The following is a 15,920-nucleotide window of genomic DNA, read 5'->3' on the forward strand; positions in this document are numbered from 1 at the left end:
GCCGCCGCCCGGTCGGGCGGGGCGCCGCTCCGCCCCCAGGATTCGAACCCGGACTGCAAGGCACCAAAGGCCTGCGTGCTGCCGTTACACCAGGGCGGACCGGCCGCCGGCGGTGCGAGGACCGGGCGACCGGGCCCCAGTCTGCCAGCCGGGCACGGCATGATGGCCGGGTGGCCTCGGACAGCAAGCGCGCGCCGCGCGCCCGGATGACCGGTTCCGAGCGTCGTGAGCAGCTGCTCGACGTGTCCCGCTCGCTGTTCGCCCACAAGGGCTTCGAGGGGACGAGCGTCGAGGAGGTCGCGTCCCGGGCGAAGGTCTCCAAGCCGGTCGTGTACGAGCACTTCGGCGGCAAGGAGGGCATCTACGCCGTCGTCGTCGACCGCGAGATCCGCGCCCTGACCGGCGCGCTGACCGACGCGCTGACCGCCGGGGTCACCCGAAGGCGTTGCTCGAGCGGACCACCCTGGCCCTGCTGACGTACATCGAGCAGAACACCGACGGCTTCCGGATCCTCGTGCGCGACTCTCCCGTCGCCCAGGCGACCGGCACGTTCTCGAGCCTCATCGGGGACGTCGCGACGCAGGTGGAGCACCTGCTCGCCGAGCAGTTCACCAAGCAGGGGCTCGACCCGCGCACCGCCCCGATCTACGCCCGCATGCTCGTCGGCATGGTCGCCCTCACCGGTCAGCACTGGCTGGACTCGCGCAGCCCGGCGAAGGCCGACGTCGCCGCGCACCTGGTGAACCTGGCGTGGAACGGGCTGAGCAACCTCGAGCGGCGCCCGACGCTGACCCCGGTCACCGCCGCGGTGGCGGCTCCCGGCGATATCTCGACGTCGAGGTAATCTCGCGGCATGGCACCGCCGAACGACCGCGAGGACGAGGTCGACCGCATCGTGGCCGCCTGGCGACGCGAGCGTCCGGACCTCGACGTCGAGCCGCTCACGGTCCTGTCCCGGGTGACCCGCCTCGCGCGGCACCTGGACCTCGCCCGGCGGGCGTCCTTCGCGCGGCACGACCTCGAGCCGTGGGAGTTCGACGTCCTGTCGGCGCTGCGCCGCGACGGCGCGCCCTACCAGCTCTCCCCGGTGCGCTGCTGACCCAGACGCTCGTGACGTCCGGGACGATGACGAACCGCATCGACCGGCTCGCGCAGCGGGGCTCGTGCGCCGCGAGCCGTCCCCGCGGACCGCCGCGGGGTGCTCGTGCGGCTCACCGAGGAGGGCCGGACGCGCGTCGACGCCGCGATGTCCGACCTGCTCGACGTCGAGAGCTCCCTGCTCGCGGGCCTGGGTCCGCCCGGGCGCGCGCAGCTCGCGGACCTGCTGCGCGACGTCGTCGCGCCGTTCGACGCCGAGTAGGCCCGCTCAGCCCGCGGTCTCCGCCGCCTCGAGCCACGCCTCCTCCAGCTCGGCACGCTCGGCGGCGAGCGCGCGCAGCTCGGCGTCCAGGGCGGTCACCGCGGCGTGGTCGGTCGCCTGCTCGGCCATCCGGGTGTGCAGGCGCGCCTCGAGGTCGGCGATCTTGCCGAGCCGGCGCTCGATGCGGGCGACCTCCTTGCGGGCCGCCCGGGCGTCCGCCGCGCTCGGGGCGGCGTCGGCCCCGGCGTCCTGCGGCACGCTGTCGCCGTCGCCCGCCGCGGGCGGTCCACTGCGCCCTGCGCGACCGCCCCCGGCGATCGCCGCGCGGCGCAGCTCGAGGTACTGCTCGACGCCGCCCGGCAGGTCCCGGACGCGTGCGTCCCCCAGCAGCGCGACCTGCCGGTCGCACACGCGCTCGAGCAGGTAGCGGTCGTGCGAGACGACGATGAGCGTGCCGGGCCAGCCGTCGAGCAGGTCCTCGAGCGCGGCGAGGGTGTCGGTGTCCAAGTCGTTGGTCGGCTCGTCGAGCAGCAGCACGTTGGGCTCGCCGACCAGCAGCCGCAGCAGCTGCAGGCGCCGCCGCTCACCGCCGGACAGGTCGCGCACCAGAGTGCGGGCGCGCTCGTTCGTGAACCCGAGCCGCTCGACGAGCTGGGACGCGGTGAGCTCCTTGCCACCGACGCTGACCGTCCGCTTCTCGGACTCGATCAGCTCGACCACGCGCAGCCCGCCGACCTCGTCGAGGTCCTCGACGTCCTGGGTGAGCTCGGCGACCTGGACGGTCTTGCCGCGCTTGACCCGGCCCGCGGTGGGCTCGAGGCGACCGGCGAGCAGCCGCAGCACCGACGTCTTGCCGGCGCCGTTGACGCCGACGACGCCGTACCGGTCCCCCGGCCCGAGCCGCCACGTCACGTCGTCGAGCAGGACCGTGCGGTCCGGCCCGTCGCCGAACGACAGCGAGACGTCCTCGAGGTCCAGCACGTCCTTGCCCAGACGGGTCGTGGCCATCCGGGTCAGCTCGAGCGGGTCGCGCGGCGGCGGCTCGTCGGCGATGAGCGCGGCCGCGGCGTCAAGTCGGAACTTGGGCTTGGACGTGCGCGCCGGCGCGCCGCGACGCAGCCACGCCAGCTCCTTGCGCAGCAGGTTGTTGCGCTTGTCGGCGGTGACCGCCGCGGTGCGGGCCCGCTCCGCACGCGCCAGCACGTAGGCGGCGTACCCGCCCTCGTAGCCGTCGACGACGCCGTCGTGCACCTCCCACATGCGGGTGCAGACCGCGTCGAGGAACCAGCGGTCGTGGGTGACGACGACGAGGGCGCCGCGGGAGGAGCCACCGGACCGACCCCGCCGAACCGCTCGGCGAGGTGCTCGGCGAGCCACGCGACGCCCTCGACGTCGAGGTGGTTGGTGGGCTCATCGAGCGCGATGACGTCGTGGTCGCCGACGAGCAGCGCGGCCAGGGCGGTCCGACGGCGCTGCCCGCCGGACAGCGTCGCGACGTCGGCCTCGAGGTCCAGGTCACCCAGCAGGCCCTCGTGGACCGAGCGGGACCGGGCGTCGGACGCCCAGGTGTGGTCGGCCGCCGTCCCGTGCACCAGCTCGCGCACCGTCGTGCCGGCCGGCAGCTCGTCGCGCTGGTCGAGCAGCGCGACCCGGAAGCCTCCGGCGCTGGTGACCCGGCCCGCGTCGGGCAGCGCCCGGCCCGCGAGCACCCGCAGGAGGGTCGACTTCCCGGCGCCGTTGGGCCCGACGACGCCGATCCGGTCGCCGTCGTCGACGCCGAGGCTCACCCCGTCGAGCAGGGTGCGGGTCCCCAGGGTGAGCGAGACGGAGTCGGCTCCGAGCAGGTGGGCCATCGATGGGTTCCTCGTGGGTCGGTCCGGCAGGTCGGTGCGGGGTGCCGGGCCAGGGTAGGCGCCCGCGCCGGGGACCTCAGACCGTGCGGTCGAGCCCGTCGAGGGTCAGGCCACCGGACCCGCCGGAACCACCCGGGCCGCCGGAGCCGCCGGGGCCCCCGGGCGCACCGGCCGGGACGATGCGGGCCCCCGGCACCGGGCCGACCGCGGTCGCGACGTCGTCGGCCACACCGGCGGCGGTGAGCGCGGCCGCGATGACGACGGCGTGCTGGCGGCTGCGGGCGAGCGCGGCCACGGTCGGGCCCGAGCCGGAGACCAGGACGCCCAGCGCACCGGCGTCCTCCGCGACCGCGAGCGGCTCCGCGAGGGACGGCGCGAGCTCGAGCGCGGCGTGCTGGAGGTCGTTGTGCAGCGCGCGGCCCAGCGCGGGGGCGTCGCCGGCGCGCAGCGCTTGCATGAGGGCACGGTCGGCGTCCGGGTCCAGGCGGGTCGCGCCCGCGATGAGCTCGTCGAACGCCGCGAAGACGAGCGCGGTCGACAGGCCCTCGTCGCGCACCGCGAACGCCCAGTGGTACTCGCCGCGGACCATCGCGGGGGTCAGCAGGTGCCCGCGGCCGGTGCCGACCGCGGTGTGCCCGGCGAGCCCGAACGGCACGTCCGAGCCGAGCTCGGCGGCGAGCTCGGTGAGGTCCTCACGGGACAGCCCGGTGCGCCACAGCGCGTCGCAGGCCAGGAGCGCGGCGGCGGCGTCGGCCGACCCGCCGGCCATGCCACCGGCGACCGGCACGCCCTTGTGCAGGTGCAGGTGGACGCCGGCCTCGACCCCGGTACGCGCGGCGAGCAGCCGCGCGGCGAGGAGCGCGAGGTTGGTGTCGTCGGTGGGGACGCGGTCGGCCTGGGCGCCGGAGACCGTGAGGGTCAGCTCGTCAGCGGGGCGCGCGACCACGTCCTCGTAGAGGGAGACGGCCTGGAACACGGTCGCGAGCGGGTGGTACCCGTCGGGCTCGCGGGCGCCGACCCGCAGGGACAGGTTCACCTTGCCGGGTGCGCGCACGCGGATCTCGCGGTCGGTGCGGAGGGATCCAGGCGCGGTCACCCCCTCACCATGCCAGGTCTCAGCCGTCGGTGAGCGCCTGGGCCACCCGGGCGAAGTCCGCGATGTCCAGCCGCTCGCCACGCGACTGCGGGTCGACCCCGGCAGCCTGCAGCGCGCGTACCGCGGCGTCGGACGACCCGGCGAGGCCGGCCAGCGCGGACCGCAGCATCTTGCGCCGCTGGGCGAACGCGGCGTCGACGACCGCGAAGACGTCGGTCCGCGACGCCGTCGTCGACGGCGGGTCGCGACGCTCCAGGGCGACCAGCGCGGAGTCCACGTTGGGGACCGGCCAGAACACCGACCGCGCGACGGTCGAGGTGCGGCGCGCCGAGGCGTACCAGGCGACCTTGGCCGACGGCACCCCGTAGGTGCGGCTCCCGGGAGGAGCGGCGAGCCGGTCCGCGACCTCCGCCTGGACCATGACGAGCACCCGCTCGAGGCTGGGGAACCGCTCGAGGAACGTCAGCAGCACCGGCACCGACACGTTGTACGGCAGGTTCGCGACGAGCGCCGTGGGCGGCGGGCCGGGGAGCTCGGTCACCTCGAGCGCGTCCGCGCCCACCACGGTGAGACGCGCCGCACCGTCGGCCGGGTAGGTGCCGGGCAGGTGCGCGGCGACCGTCTCGGGCAGCAGCCGGGCGAGCACGGGGTCGATCTCGACCGCGACGACGGACGCGCCGGCGTCGAGCAGGCCGAGGGTGAGCGACCCGAGCCCGGGCCCGACCTCGACCACGCGCTCACCGGCGTGCACCCCGGCGGACCGGACGATCTTGCGGACGGTGCCGCCGTCGATGACGAAGTTCTGCCCGAGCGTCTTGGTGGGGCGGATGCCCAGCCGGCCCGCCAGCTCCCGGATCTCGGCCGGGCCCAGCAGGGCGCCTGAGGTCTCGGTCATGGGGGCGAGCCTAGGAGACGCCACCGCCCCGCCGTGCACGGGGCACGACGGGGCGGTGAGGTGTGGCGGGACCGCTCAGCGGAACAGGCGCGGCCCGCAGTGCGGCCACTGGCCGGCACCGGCGCGGTCGAAGAGCATCTGCGCGCGCTGGGTCTGCTCGGCGGCGGAGGCCTGCGACGGCAGACCGGAGCCGCCGACGGCGTTCCAGGTGGCCACGGAGAACTGGTACAACCCGTGGTACTTGCCGGTCGAGGAGACGGCGTCCACGCGGCCGCCGGACTCGCACGCCGCCAGGGCGGCCCAGTTGAGGCCACCCGCGGACGCGCTGGTCGCGGCCGGCGCGGAGCCGCCGGAGCGCTTCGCCGCCGGCTTGGGGGCGGGCTTCGGGGCGACCGGTCGCGCCTTGGTGCCCACGGCGACGACCCGGGTCACGGGCTCGGCGGTGACGGTGTCGGAGACGAGCTCACGAGCGGTCTCCACGCCGTCGACCGTGGTGACGCGGTGCACGAGCGTGCGCTGACCCTCCGCGCCCTCGGTGACCACGGCGGTGGTCCCGACGAAGCGCTCGGCGTCGTCCTGCTGGACGCTCTCGAACGGGATGGGCTGGACCTCGGGGACCTCCTGGACCAGGACCCGCGTGACCACGACGGTCACCGCACCGGTCTCCGAGTGGCGCACCGACACGGTGTCGAGCTCGCCCAGCGTGATGCCGAGGCCCTCGAGCACGGCGGCGACGCCACCGGAGGTGTCGGTGACCGCGTGCACGTCGCCGTCCACGGCGACCTCGACCGGGCCGTCGAGGTCCAGGTCGATCTCGGCGCGGCCCGCGGCGGAGCGGGAGGCGACGAGTCGCACGTCCCCGCCACGGGTCGACAGCGCGCCCAGGGCCTCGTCGGCGCTCAGCGCGGTGGTCCACACGTCGGCCTCGGCGCCGTCGACGGTCACGGTGACCTGTCGGGCGTGCCGGACGACGATCTCGGCGCCGTCGGTGAGCGCGGCCGTCCCGGCCGGCGCGACGGTGTCCCGCTGGCCGAGGTCCACGCCCTCGTCGGTCAGCACGCCGTCGACGGACCCGGCGAAGGTCGAGATCTCGGAGATCTCGCCGTCCACGTCGAGCGTCACGGTCTTGTGGGCGGCGCCGACGGCGACGGACCCGCCGGCGAGCACGGCCACGGCGACACCGGCGGCGATGCCCGCGGTGCGACGGCGGCGCGGGGCCGGGGAGGCGGCGCGCTCGTCGGGGGCGGAGGCGTCGTCGGGCAGCGCGGCGGCCGGGCCGGTGCCACCGGTCCGGCGACGCAGAGCGGTCAGGGGGCGGTGAGGCGGGCAGCGAAGGTCACGGAGTTCCAGACGTCGGGCGACCCGGGCACGGGGAAGGATCACGCCCGGAGGCGCTCGCAGCATCCGCGTGCCGCCCCGGTCGCACCGGGACGCCCCCGTGAGGGATGGACGCTGCGGGTTCCGGATCCCCGATCCGGCCGTCGTGGTCCGCGGCCCCGATGGCCACCGACCAGCCGCACTGCGCTCCGGCGAGGATCAGATCCAGGCCGGGAGCGGCTCGAGCGACACGCGACCGTAACCGATCCGTGATGTCACCCGGAAGGACCAGTGAGGCGACTCACAGCCCGTCCCGCTCAGTACCAGTTCCGCGCCTGCGAGTGGCCCCACGCGGCGCACGGGGTGCCGTAGCGGCCGTCGATGTACCCCAGGCCCCAGCGGATCTGGGTGGCGGGGTTCGTGCGCCAGTCGGCGCCCGCGCTGGCCATCTTCGAGCCCGGCAGCGCCTGCGGGATGCCGTACGCGCTGCTCGACGGGTTGTCCGCGGTGACCCGCCAGCCGCTCTCCTTGTGCCACAGCTTCACCAGGCACGAGAACTGGTCCTCGCCCCAGCCGCGGGCGAGCACCATCTCGCGGGCGATACCCTGCGCGCTGCCCGGGTCGACCGAGACGGGGGCGGACGGGGCGGACGACTGCGCCGCCGCCGAGCCCGACGGGGCCGACGCGCGCGGGCGCGCGGCCACCGGCGGCGGCGGAGGCGGCGGGGGCATCGTGCCGAGCTGGACGACCTGCTGGACGGGCTCGCTGACCACGACCTCGGCGACGACGGACCGGCTCACCTCGGTGCCGCCCACGGTGGTGACGGCGTAGGTGGTCTGCCGCCGACCGGCCTGCCCGGGGGTCTGCACGCGACGCTCGCCCTCGAGGAGGGTCGGGTCCTCGACGACGGTCTCGGTGAACGGCAGCTCCTCGACCACGGTCGCGGTGCCGTGCACGGCCCGGGTCACCACGACCTCCAGCCCGTCCTCGACGGCGGCGTCCAGCGGCACCGAGACGTGGTCGCCCTCGGCGAGGACGAGCCCCGTCTCCCGCAGCGCCTCCCGCACGGTCGGGGCGGTGGTGCTGGCGTCGACGACCTCGCCGTCGACGGCGACCTGGACGGCCTTGCGGGTCGACACCTGCAGGACGTCGCGGCCCAGCGCGGAGGAGCGGGAGGCCGAGACGCGGGCACCGTCGCCGCGCAGGCCGAGGTCCGCGACGGCCTCGCCGACGGTGAGGGCCGTGGTCCAGACGGTGCGCGGCTCGCCGTCGACCTCGACCGTCACCTCACGCCCGTGCCGGACGACGATCTCGCCGCCGTCGCGGACCGGGGCGTCGAGTGCGGGGGCGACGAGGTCACGCGGCCCCGCCTCGATCCCGGCGTCGTCGAGCACGTCGCCGACGGTGCGCGCGAAGGCGGTCACCTCGACCGGCGTGCCGTCGACGTCGACGGTCACGGACGTGTGCAGGACGGCGAAGGCGGTCGTGCCGCCGGCCACGAGCGCGAGCACCGCGCCCTGGGCACCGAGCCGCGCGACCCGCGCGCGGGCACCGGGTCCCCGGAACCAGCGCCCTCCACCGGCCGGCGCGGGCGTGGCCCGGGTCGGCACGGCCGGGCCGGGTGTGGTCGAGCCGGGTGCGCTGGGCTGGGTGTTCGGACCGTTCGGACGCGGCACGGGCACGCCTCCTCGCATCATCGTCGGGTACGCCACTGGTGGTCGTCGGGCCTGGCGAGACCGGTGCGCGGTACCCGCGCTCCCCCAGCCGGCGCTCGACCGTAACCGATCCGTGACCGGAGCGTCACCCTCGCGTGGCCTCGGATGGGTCCGCCGGCCGCCTTTCACCCGGCCTCTCACCCGTCTCTCACCCGCCTCCCACCCGGCGGTGCGGGCGCTCACCAGGGGCCGTAGACCGCCTCGGAGGTCGCGGCGACGGTCCAGCAGGCGTCGGCGAGCGGGACGCCGTGCACATCGGCGATCGTCCGCATCGTCAGCGGGACGAGGTACGGCGCGTTCGGTCGACCGCGGTACGGGTGCGGCGTGAGGTACGGCGCATCGGTCTCCACGAGCACCTGGGTGAGCGGGACGGCGGCGAGCGCGTCGCGCAGCCCGACGTTCGCCGCGAACGTCACCGGTCCGGCAAAGGACAGGTACCAGCCACGGTCGGCGCACAGCCGCGCCATCTCGACGTCGCCGGAGAAGCAGTGGAAGACCGTGCGCTCCGGGGCGCCGTCGCGCTCGAGCACCGCGAGGACGTCGGCGTGCGCATCCCGGTCGTGGATCTGCAGGGCGAGCCCGAGCTCCTTGGCCAGCGCGATGTGCGCACGGAACGAGTCGACCTGGGCGGCGCGGCCGTCCTCGCCGGACCGGAAGTGGTCCAGCCCGGTCTCCCCGATGACCCGGATGCGGTCGTTCCCGCGGGCGAGGTCGGCGATCTCGGTGATCGCGGCGTCCAGCCCGACGGCGTGCTCGGGGCGCGGTCGCGGGACCAGACCGTCCGGCCCGGGGTCGACAGCGCCCGCGAACAGCGTGGCCTCGTTGGGATGCACCGCGACCCCGCCCAGCAGGGCCGGGTGCTCGCGGACGACGCGGTCGGTCCACCGGGCCGCGGGCAGGTCGCAGCCGATCTGGACCATGCGCGGGACGCCGACCGCGGACGCGCGCGCGATCTGCTCGGCGACCGACGGCGGGGCCTGGCCGTCGTCGAGCTCGGCGTCGGTGTCCAGGTGCGTGTGGTTGTCGACGACGGCGACCGGCAGCGGCTCGGGCGCGGGCGGCCAGCTCCGGTCGCGCGGCCGGCGCGGGCTCATCGGCCGCCCACCGTGGGGCGCGCCGTCCGGCCCACCGTCCGGCTCGACCGCCGGCTCACGCGGCCGGGTCCGCCGGGTCCTCCAGGCGCGGGAACAGCGACGCGCCCTTGGTGACCCGGGTGCCGGCCGGGAGCCCGGCGAGCACGGCCGCCGTCGAGACCGGCTGCGCGGCGAGCTGGCCGAGCGGCACCTCGGCGCCGAGCGAGTCCCACAGCGCCTGGGCGGCGCGCGGGGTCACCGGGTGCAGCAGGACCGCGAGCGCGCGCAGCGCCTCGGCGGCCGTGACGAGGATCGTGGCGAGGCGACCGCCCTGGCGGTACCCCGCCCCGTCGTCGGCCCGCTCGGAGGGGTCCTTGGCGACCTGCCACGGGGCCTGCTCGGTGAGGTAGCCGTTGGTCGCCTCGACGAGCGTCCACACCGCGCCGATCGCCTCGTGCAGCGCGAGCCGGTCGATCGCCGCCTCGGCGTCGGCCACCGCCTGCGCGGCGACGTCGGCCAGGGCGACCTCCGCCGGACCGGGCTGCCCGGCCTCCGGCAGCGCGCCGTCGAAGTACTTGCCGATCATCGCCGCGACGCGCGAGGCCAGGTTGCCGAACCCGTTGGCGAGCTCGGCGTTGTACCGCGCGGAGAGGTCCTCCCAGGAGAAGGAGCCGTCCTGCCCGAACGGGATGGCGCGCAGGAAGTAGTAGCGGAACGCGTCGGAGCCGAAGTGGTCGATGATCTGGCTCGGCGCGATGCCGGTGAGCTTGGACTTGCTCATCTTCTCGCCGCCCACGAGCAGCCAGCCGTGCGCGAAGACCTGCTTGGGCAGCTCGAGCCCGGCGGCCATGAGCATCGCCGGCCAGATGACGGCGTGGAACCGCAGGATGTCCTTGCCGACGAGGTGGACGTCGGCCGGCCAGGTGCGCGCGAACCGCGCCTGCTCCTCCGGGTCGTCCGAGCCGTAGCCGATCGCGGTGGCGTAGTTGAGCAGCGCGTCGATCCACACGTACAGCACGTGCTGGGAGTTCCACGGGATCGGGATGCCCCAGTCGAAGGTGCTGCGCGAGATCGACAGGTCCTGCAGGCCCTGCCGGACGAACGCCATCACCTCGTTGCGGGCGCTCTCGGGCTGCACGAACGTCGGGTTGGCCTCGTAGTGCTCGAGCAGCCGCTCGGCGTAGGCGCTCATCCGGAAGAAGTAGTTCTGCTCCGTGAGCATCTCGACCGGCCGGCCGTGGATGGGGCACAGCTTCTGGCCGGCGTACTCGCCGGTGCCGTCCACGAGCTCCCCGGGGACCTTGTACTCCTCGCAGCCCACGCAGTACGGACCCTCGTAGCCCCCTCGTAGACCTCGCCGCGGTCGTGCAGGTCCTGCCAGAAGCGCTGGACACGCGTGGTGTGGCGCTGCTCCGTGGTGCGGATGAAGTCGTCGTTGGCGGCGTCGATCGTGCCGAGCACCGGCTTCCAGGACTCCTCGACGAGCCGGTCCGCCCACGCCTGCGGGCCCACACCGTTCGCCTCGGCGGTGCGCAGCACCTTCTGACCGTGCTCGTCGGTACCGGTGAGGAACCAGACCGGCTCCTGCCGCTGCCGGTGCCACCGGGTCACCATGTCCCCCGCGACCGTCGTGTACGCGTGCCCGATGTGCGGGGCGTCGTTCACGTAGTAGATCGGCGTGGTCAGGTAGAAGGCACGGGGCTCGGGCATGCGGACATCGTAGGACCGCCCGATCAGCCCACCGTGACGTGCACGATCCGGTCGTCACCCGGCTGCGGGTCGCCGCGGCCGTCGGTGTTGTTCGTCAGGACCCACAGGCCGTCGTCGGGGCCGGGGAGCACCGCGCGCAGCCGTCCGAGCTCGTCGGTGAGCAGCGCCTGCGGCTCCCCGACGACGGCCGGGTCACCCGGGCCGCCGAGCGCGACCCGCCACAGCCGCGCGCCGCGCAGACCGGCGAGGTACACGCCCTCGTCGGTGACCGTGAGCCCGCTGGGTGAGGCTTCCGACGTCGCCCACGTCGCGACCGGGGGACGAGGTCGACGTCGTCGGCCACCGAGCCGCCCGAGCCGCCCGTGCTGCCGGTGCCCGCTCCCCGCCGCCGCCCTCGACCACCGGCCAGCCGTAGTTGCCGCCCGGTTCGATGACGTTGAGCTCGTCCCACGTGTTCTGGCCGAACTCGCTCGCGAACATGGTGCCGTCCGGCGCCCAGCCCAGTCCCTGGACGTTGCGGTGCCCGAGGCTCCAGACCGGCGAGCCGGGGTCCGGGTTGTCCGGGGCGGGGTCGCCGTCGACGGTGATCCGCAGGATCTTGCCGCCCAGGTCGTCCGGGTCCTGCGCGCGCGACGGGAGCCCGGCGTCGCCCGTGGCGACGTAGAGCAGGCCGTCGGGACCGAAGGCGATCCGTCCGCCGTTGTGGTTGCCGGACGCCGGGATGCCGTCGAGGACCGTCTCGAGGTCGGAGAGCCCCTCGGGCACGAGCCGGCCGCGCACCACCTCGTTGCCGCGCGGCGTCGTCCGGTAGAGGAAGACGACGGGCGCCCCGGCGGCGTCGGGCTGGACGGCGACCCCGAGCAGGCCACCCTCCCCTGCGTCCGGGTGCCGGTCGCGAGGTCCTGCGCCCCGGGGCCGTCGAGTTGGGTCGCGACGCCGTCGGACACGCGGACGACCTGCGCGCGGTCGCGGAGGGTGACCAGGGCGTCACCGTTCGGCAGCAGGGCGACGCCCCACGGCGCCTCGAGGCCGGTGACGACGTCCTGCGTCCCGGTCACGGTGACCTCGGTGACCGGGCCGGGCGGCACGTCGGCGCGGGTTCCGGCGCCGGGCGCGGACGTCGGCCCGGGGCTGGGCGGCACGATCGCCCCCTCCGGCGACGTGGACCCGGACCCCGAGCACCCGCCGACCAGGGGCAGCACGAGCAGGGCGGCGGCGAGCGTGGCGGTCCGTGCGGTGCGGGTCCGGGGGTCATGGGCGTCGTCCGTCCTGGGTGCCGGACGTCCAGCATGCGGCCTCACCGCGGCCCGGGCCACCGCGGGTCGGACGCCGGCTGCGCACGGGCGGGCCGGTGCTGCCAGGCTGGTGCGGTCGGGCGAGCCGTCGCCCACGCACGCGCACCACCGGAGGGACGCCATGAGCACCAGCACCGCACCGATCAGCGAGCCGACCCACCGGGCGCTGCTGATCGTCGACGTCCAGCCCACCTTCTGCGAGGGCGGATCCCTGCCGGTCGACGGCGGCGACGACGTCGCGCACGCGGTCGCCGCGTTCGCGAGCCTGCGCCGGGACCGGTACGACACGCTCGTCACCACGCAGGACTGGCACGTGGACCCGGGCGACCACTTCTCCGACGAGCCCGACTTCGTCGACTCGTGGCCGCCGCACGCGGTCGCGGGCACCCAGGAGGCGGAGCTGCACCCGGCCCTGTCCGAGCTCTACCCCGAGGTCATGGTGAAGAAGGGCGAGAACCAGGCCGCGTACTCGGGCTTCGAGGGGCTCGACGGCGAGGGGCGCCCGCTCGCGTCGATCCTCGCCGACCTCGAGATCACCGAGGTCGACGTCGTCGGGCTCGCCGAGTCGCACTGCGTCAAGGCGACCGCGCTCGACGCCGTCCGCGCCGGCCTGCGCACCCGGGTCCTCACCGACCTCACCGCACCGGTCACGCCGGAGCAGGGGGCGGCGGCCCGCGCCGAGCTCGCCGACGCCGGCGTGGAGCTCGTGGCCTCGACCGACCTGTAGTCGCGGCCCGCCCGGGGCCGGTCCTGACGCACTCCTCCGCCGAGTGCGACGTATTCCACCTCTCACGCGTCGCGAACGGTCGAAAACGTCGCACTCGACGGGAAGCGGGTCGGGTCAGGGGGTCGCGGGTGCCCCGGGGCGCGGCGCCGCGCGACGGCGGCGTCGTACAGCGCGCGCTTGGGCGCACCACCCGCCGCGGCGACGTCGGCCACCGCGTCCTTGAGGCGCTCACCCGCGTCGACGCGGGCCAGCACCTCGCCGACGAGGTCGTCGACCGCGACCGCTGCGCGCGGCGGCGCCCCGGCGACCACGACCGAGATCTCCCCGCGCACCTCGACCTCGTCGGCCCAGCGCGCGAGCTCACCGAGCGGGCGCCGGACGACCTCCTCGTAGGTCTTAGTGAGCTCACGGCACACCGCCGCGGGACGGTCGCCGCCGAAGGCCGTCGCCATGTCGGCCAGTGTCGCGGCGAGCCGGTGCGGGGACTCGAAGAACACCATCGTGCGGCGCTCGTCGGCGAGCTCGGCGAACCCGCGCAGTCGCTCACCGCCCTTGCGCGGCGGGAAGCCCTCGAAGCAGAAGCGGTCGGTCGGCAGCCCGGACAGCGCGAGCGCGGTGAGCACCGCGCTCGGTCCGGGGGCGGCGGTGACCGGCAGGCCGGCCTCCACCGCGGCCGCGACCACCCGGAACCCGGGGTCGGACACGACCGGCATGCCGGCGTCGGTCACCACGAGCACCGTCCCGCCGCCGCGGACGACGTCGAGGAGCTCCTCGGCACGCGCGGACTCGTTGTGCTCGTGATAGCTGACCACCCGGCCGCCGACGGTGACCTCGAGCCGGGCGACGAGCGAGCGCAGCCGCCGGGTGTCCTCGGCGGCGACCACGTCCGCCTCCGCGAGGAGGCGGCGCAGCCGCGGGGACGCGTCCTCCACGTCGCCGATCGGGGTGGCGGCGAGGACGAGGCGACCGGCAGTCATCCCCCGAGCCTGCCACGGCCCCGCCCCTACGATGACGCCCGTGACGTCCTCCCCCACGGCCGGCGACCCGCACGGGCCCGCCGACCCGGGGACCCCGCACGGGTCACCGCTCGGCACCCCTGACGCGCCGCACGCCGCCATCGGCACTGCCACGAGCACCGCGACGCCGGGCACGACGACGTCCGACTCCACTCGCGCCACCGGCGCCACCCGTGCGACGACGTCCGGCACCACCGGCGCCACCGGCACCACCCGCGCCACCGGCGCGACGACGTCGGGCACGACGCCGGGATCCCACCCGGACCTCCTGCACCGCCTGCTGGGCTCGGCGACGCTGCGGCTCGGTGCGACCCGGCGGGACCGGGTGCTCGGGTGGCTCGGCCCGCTGCTGGTGACGGCGCTGGCCGCCGTCGTGCGCTTCGTCCACCTCGACCGCCCGCCCACGCTCGTGTTCGACGAGACCTACTACGTCAAGCAGGCGTACACCCTGCTGCGGGTCGGGTACGAGGCGCGGTGGCCGGACGACCCGAACCCGGCGTTCGAGGCCGGCGACGTCGACACGTTCCTGCCCACGGCGGACTACGCGGTGCACCCGCAGGTCGGCAAGTGGCTCATCGCGCTCGGTCTGCACGTCGGCGGGACGGAGCCGTGGGGCTGGCGGCTGGGCGCCGCCGTCGCCGGGACGCTCAGCGTGCTGCTGCTCGCCCGGATCGCGCGCCGCCTGTTCGCGTCCACGGCACTCGGCACGCTCGCCGGCGGGCTGCTGGCGATCGACGGGCAGGCGATCGTGCACTCGCGCACCGCCCTGCTCGACGGCTTCCTCACGCTCTTCGTGATCGCGGCGTTCGGTGCGCTGCTCCTCGACCGCGAGGCGGCCCGGCGCCGTCTCGCGCGCCGGGCAGCCCGGGACCCGGGTCCGGACGGGTCACCCGGTCCACGCGTGCGCGGGCTCGGCCCACGGCTCGGCGCCCGGCCGTGGCGGCTCGCCGCCGGGGTGCTGCTCGGGCTGGCGATCGGCACGAAGTGGTCGGGCCTGTACTTCCTGGCCGTGTTCGGCCTCATGACCGTGGCGTGGGACGTCGCGGCCCGCCGGGCCGCCGGCGTCCCCCGCTGGCTGACCGGTGGCGTGCTGCGCGACGGCGTCCCGGCGTTCCTCGCGACCGTGCCGGTCGCCGCCGCGGTCTACGTCGCCTCCTGGGCCAGCTGGTTCCGCACCCCGGGGCGTACCTGCGGGACTGGGCCGCCGGTCACCCCGGCGACGGCGTGACCTGGCTGCCCGAGGCGCTGCGCTCGTGGTGGCACTACCACCGGCAGATGTGGGACTTCCACCGGGGGCTGACCTCCGAGCACGGCTACGCCGCGCACCCGCTGGGGTGGCCGGTGCAGTGGCGCCCGACCGCCTTCCACTACGAGACACCGGTGCCGGCCCGCGCGATGTGCGGGGCGGACAGCTGCTCGGCGGCGGTCACGGCCCTGGGCAACCCCGTGCTGTGGTGGGCGGCGTCGGTCGCGGTGCTCGTGGCGCTGTGGTGGCTCGTGGCGCACCGCGACTGGCGGGCCGGTGCGGCGGTGTCCGGCATCGCGGCGGGGTGGCTGCCGTGGCTCGGCTACGCCCACCGCACGATCTTCACGTTCTACTCGATCGCCTTCGCCCCGTGGATGGTGCTCACGCTCACCTGGGCGGTCGGTCGGCTGCTCGGCCTGCCCGACGACGCCGCGCCCACCGACGACCGCGCGCCGCGTCCCGGCGCCGTCCGGTCACGCACCCGGCTCGCGCTCGTGGTCGCGCTCCTCACGGTCGTCGTCGTGGTCAGCGCGTTCTTCTGGCCGGTCTGGACGGCGCAGACGGTCCCGTTCTGGTTCTGGCGGCTGCACGTGTGGCTGCCGACCTGGGTCTGACCG

At 75.7% G+C, this 15,920-nt stretch carries 11 protein-coding genes, 1 tRNA gene and 4 pseudogenes; 5 read left to right on the plus strand and 11 right to left on the minus strand.

Annotated elements, in window-relative coordinates; genetic code table 11:
• Positions 1-27 precede the first annotated feature (27 nt).
• Positions 28-99: transfer RNA gene (locus tag REH70_RS15700), tRNA-Gln, on the minus strand.
• Between the two features lie 107 nt (positions 100-206).
• Here REH70_RS15700 and REH70_RS15705 point away from each other — a divergent pair.
• Positions 207-844 (plus strand): annotated as a pseudogene (locus tag REH70_RS15705) (TetR/AcrR family transcriptional regulator).
• Positions 845-853: 9 nt separating this feature from the next.
• Positions 854-1,360: pseudogene (locus REH70_RS15710) on the plus strand (MarR family winged helix-turn-helix transcriptional regulator).
• 6 nt (positions 1,361-1,366) lie between these two features.
• Here REH70_RS15710 and REH70_RS15715 read toward each other — a convergent pair.
• The 9 genes and pseudogenes from REH70_RS15715 to REH70_RS15755 form a co-directional block, all read right to left on the minus strand.
• Positions 1,367-3,213 (minus strand): annotated as a pseudogene (locus tag REH70_RS15715) (ABC-F family ATP-binding cassette domain-containing protein).
• Between the two features lie 76 nt (positions 3,214-3,289).
• Positions 3,290-4,309: a 4-(cytidine 5'-diphospho)-2-C-methyl-D-erythritol kinase gene (locus tag REH70_RS15720; RefSeq protein ID WP_310748701.1), complete on the minus strand. Its 1,020-nt coding sequence runs from the start codon at positions 4,307-4,309 to the stop codon at positions 3,290-3,292.
• Positions 4,310-4,328: 19 nt separating this feature from the next.
• Positions 4,329-5,204 carry a 16S rRNA (adenine(1518)-N(6)/adenine(1519)-N(6))-dimethyltransferase RsmA gene (gene rsmA / locus REH70_RS15725; RefSeq protein ID WP_310748703.1) on the minus strand — a complete coding sequence of 292 codons (876 nt, stop codon included), beginning with the start codon at positions 5,202-5,204 and terminating at the stop codon, positions 4,329-4,331.
• 75 nt (positions 5,205-5,279) lie between these two features.
• Positions 5,280-6,587 (minus strand): ubiquitin-like domain-containing protein, encoded by a 1,308-nt coding sequence (locus REH70_RS15730; RefSeq protein WP_310748705.1) that lies wholly within the window; start codon positions 6,585-6,587, stop codon positions 5,280-5,282.
• 251 nt (positions 6,588-6,838) lie between these two features.
• Positions 6,839-8,197, minus strand: a complete 1,359-nt coding sequence (locus tag REH70_RS15735) for a ubiquitin-like domain-containing protein (RefSeq protein ID WP_310748707.1) — start codon at positions 8,195-8,197, stop codon at positions 6,839-6,841.
• Between the two features lie 218 nt (positions 8,198-8,415).
• On the minus strand, positions 8,416-9,330 hold the full coding sequence (locus REH70_RS15740) for a TatD family hydrolase (protein WP_310748709.1): 915 nt from the start codon (positions 9,328-9,330) through the stop codon (positions 8,416-8,418).
• A gap of 55 nt (positions 9,331-9,385) precedes the next feature.
• Positions 9,386-11,019: pseudogene (gene metG / locus REH70_RS15745) on the minus strand (methionine--tRNA ligase).
• Positions 11,020-11,042: 23 nt separating this feature from the next.
• A complete protein-coding gene (locus tag REH70_RS15750) occupies positions 11,043-11,273 on the minus strand; it encodes a hypothetical protein (RefSeq protein WP_310748711.1) in 231 nt (76 codons plus the stop codon).
• A complete protein-coding gene (locus tag REH70_RS15755) occupies positions 11,212-11,883 on the minus strand; it encodes a PQQ-dependent sugar dehydrogenase (protein ID WP_310754350.1) in 672 nt (223 codons plus the stop codon). Before REH70_RS15755 ends, REH70_RS15750 begins: the two co-directional genes overlap by 62 nt.
• Positions 11,884-12,435: 552 nt before the next feature.
• Between REH70_RS15755 and REH70_RS15760 the strand changes: the two genes are divergently transcribed.
• Positions 12,436-13,041 (plus strand): isochorismatase family protein, encoded by a 606-nt coding sequence (locus REH70_RS15760; RefSeq protein ID WP_310748713.1) that lies wholly within the window; start codon positions 12,436-12,438, stop codon positions 13,039-13,041.
• A 62-nt stretch (positions 13,042-13,103) separates the two neighbouring features.
• Here the strand turns inward: REH70_RS15760 and rsmI are convergent, their stop codons facing one another.
• Positions 13,104-14,018, minus strand: a complete 915-nt coding sequence (gene rsmI / locus REH70_RS15765; RefSeq protein WP_310748715.1) for a 16S rRNA (cytidine(1402)-2'-O)-methyltransferase — start codon at positions 14,016-14,018, stop codon at positions 13,104-13,106.
• A gap of 40 nt (positions 14,019-14,058) precedes the next feature.
• Here rsmI and REH70_RS15770 point away from each other — a divergent pair, with 40 nt between their 5' ends.
• Positions 14,059-15,285: a phospholipid carrier-dependent glycosyltransferase gene (locus REH70_RS15770; RefSeq protein ID WP_310748717.1), complete on the plus strand. Its 1,227-nt coding sequence runs from the start codon at positions 14,059-14,061 to the stop codon at positions 15,283-15,285.
• The gene (locus tag REH70_RS15775) at positions 15,282-15,917 is read left to right on the plus strand and encodes a hypothetical protein (protein ID WP_310748719.1); all 636 of its coding nucleotides are present in this window, start codon (positions 15,282-15,284) and stop codon (positions 15,915-15,917) included. Before REH70_RS15770 ends, REH70_RS15775 begins: the two co-directional genes overlap by 4 nt.
• The last annotated feature ends 3 nt before the right edge of the window (positions 15,918-15,920 follow it).

The organism is Cellulomonas sp. ATA003, from assembly GCF_031582905.1.
Lineage (GTDB): Bacteria > Actinomycetota > Actinomycetes > Actinomycetales > Cellulomonadaceae > Pengzhenrongella.

Bases quoted from the DNA above. Each gene is read 5' to 3' on its own strand.
- rsmA (WP_310748703.1), bottom strand. From the start codon at position 5,204: ATGACCGAGACCTCAGGCGCCCTGCTGGGCCCGGCCGAGATCCGGGAG.
- REH70_RS15740 (WP_310748709.1), bottom strand. From the start codon at position 9,330: ATGAGCCCGCGCCGGCCGCGCGACCGGAGCTGGCCGCCCGCGCCCGAG.
- REH70_RS15760 (WP_310748713.1), top strand. From the start codon at position 12,436: ATGAGCACCAGCACCGCACCGATCAGCGAGCCGACCCACCGGGCGCTG.
- rsmI (WP_310748715.1), bottom strand. From the start codon at position 14,018: ATGACTGCCGGTCGCCTCGTCCTCGCCGCCACCCCGATCGGCGACGTG.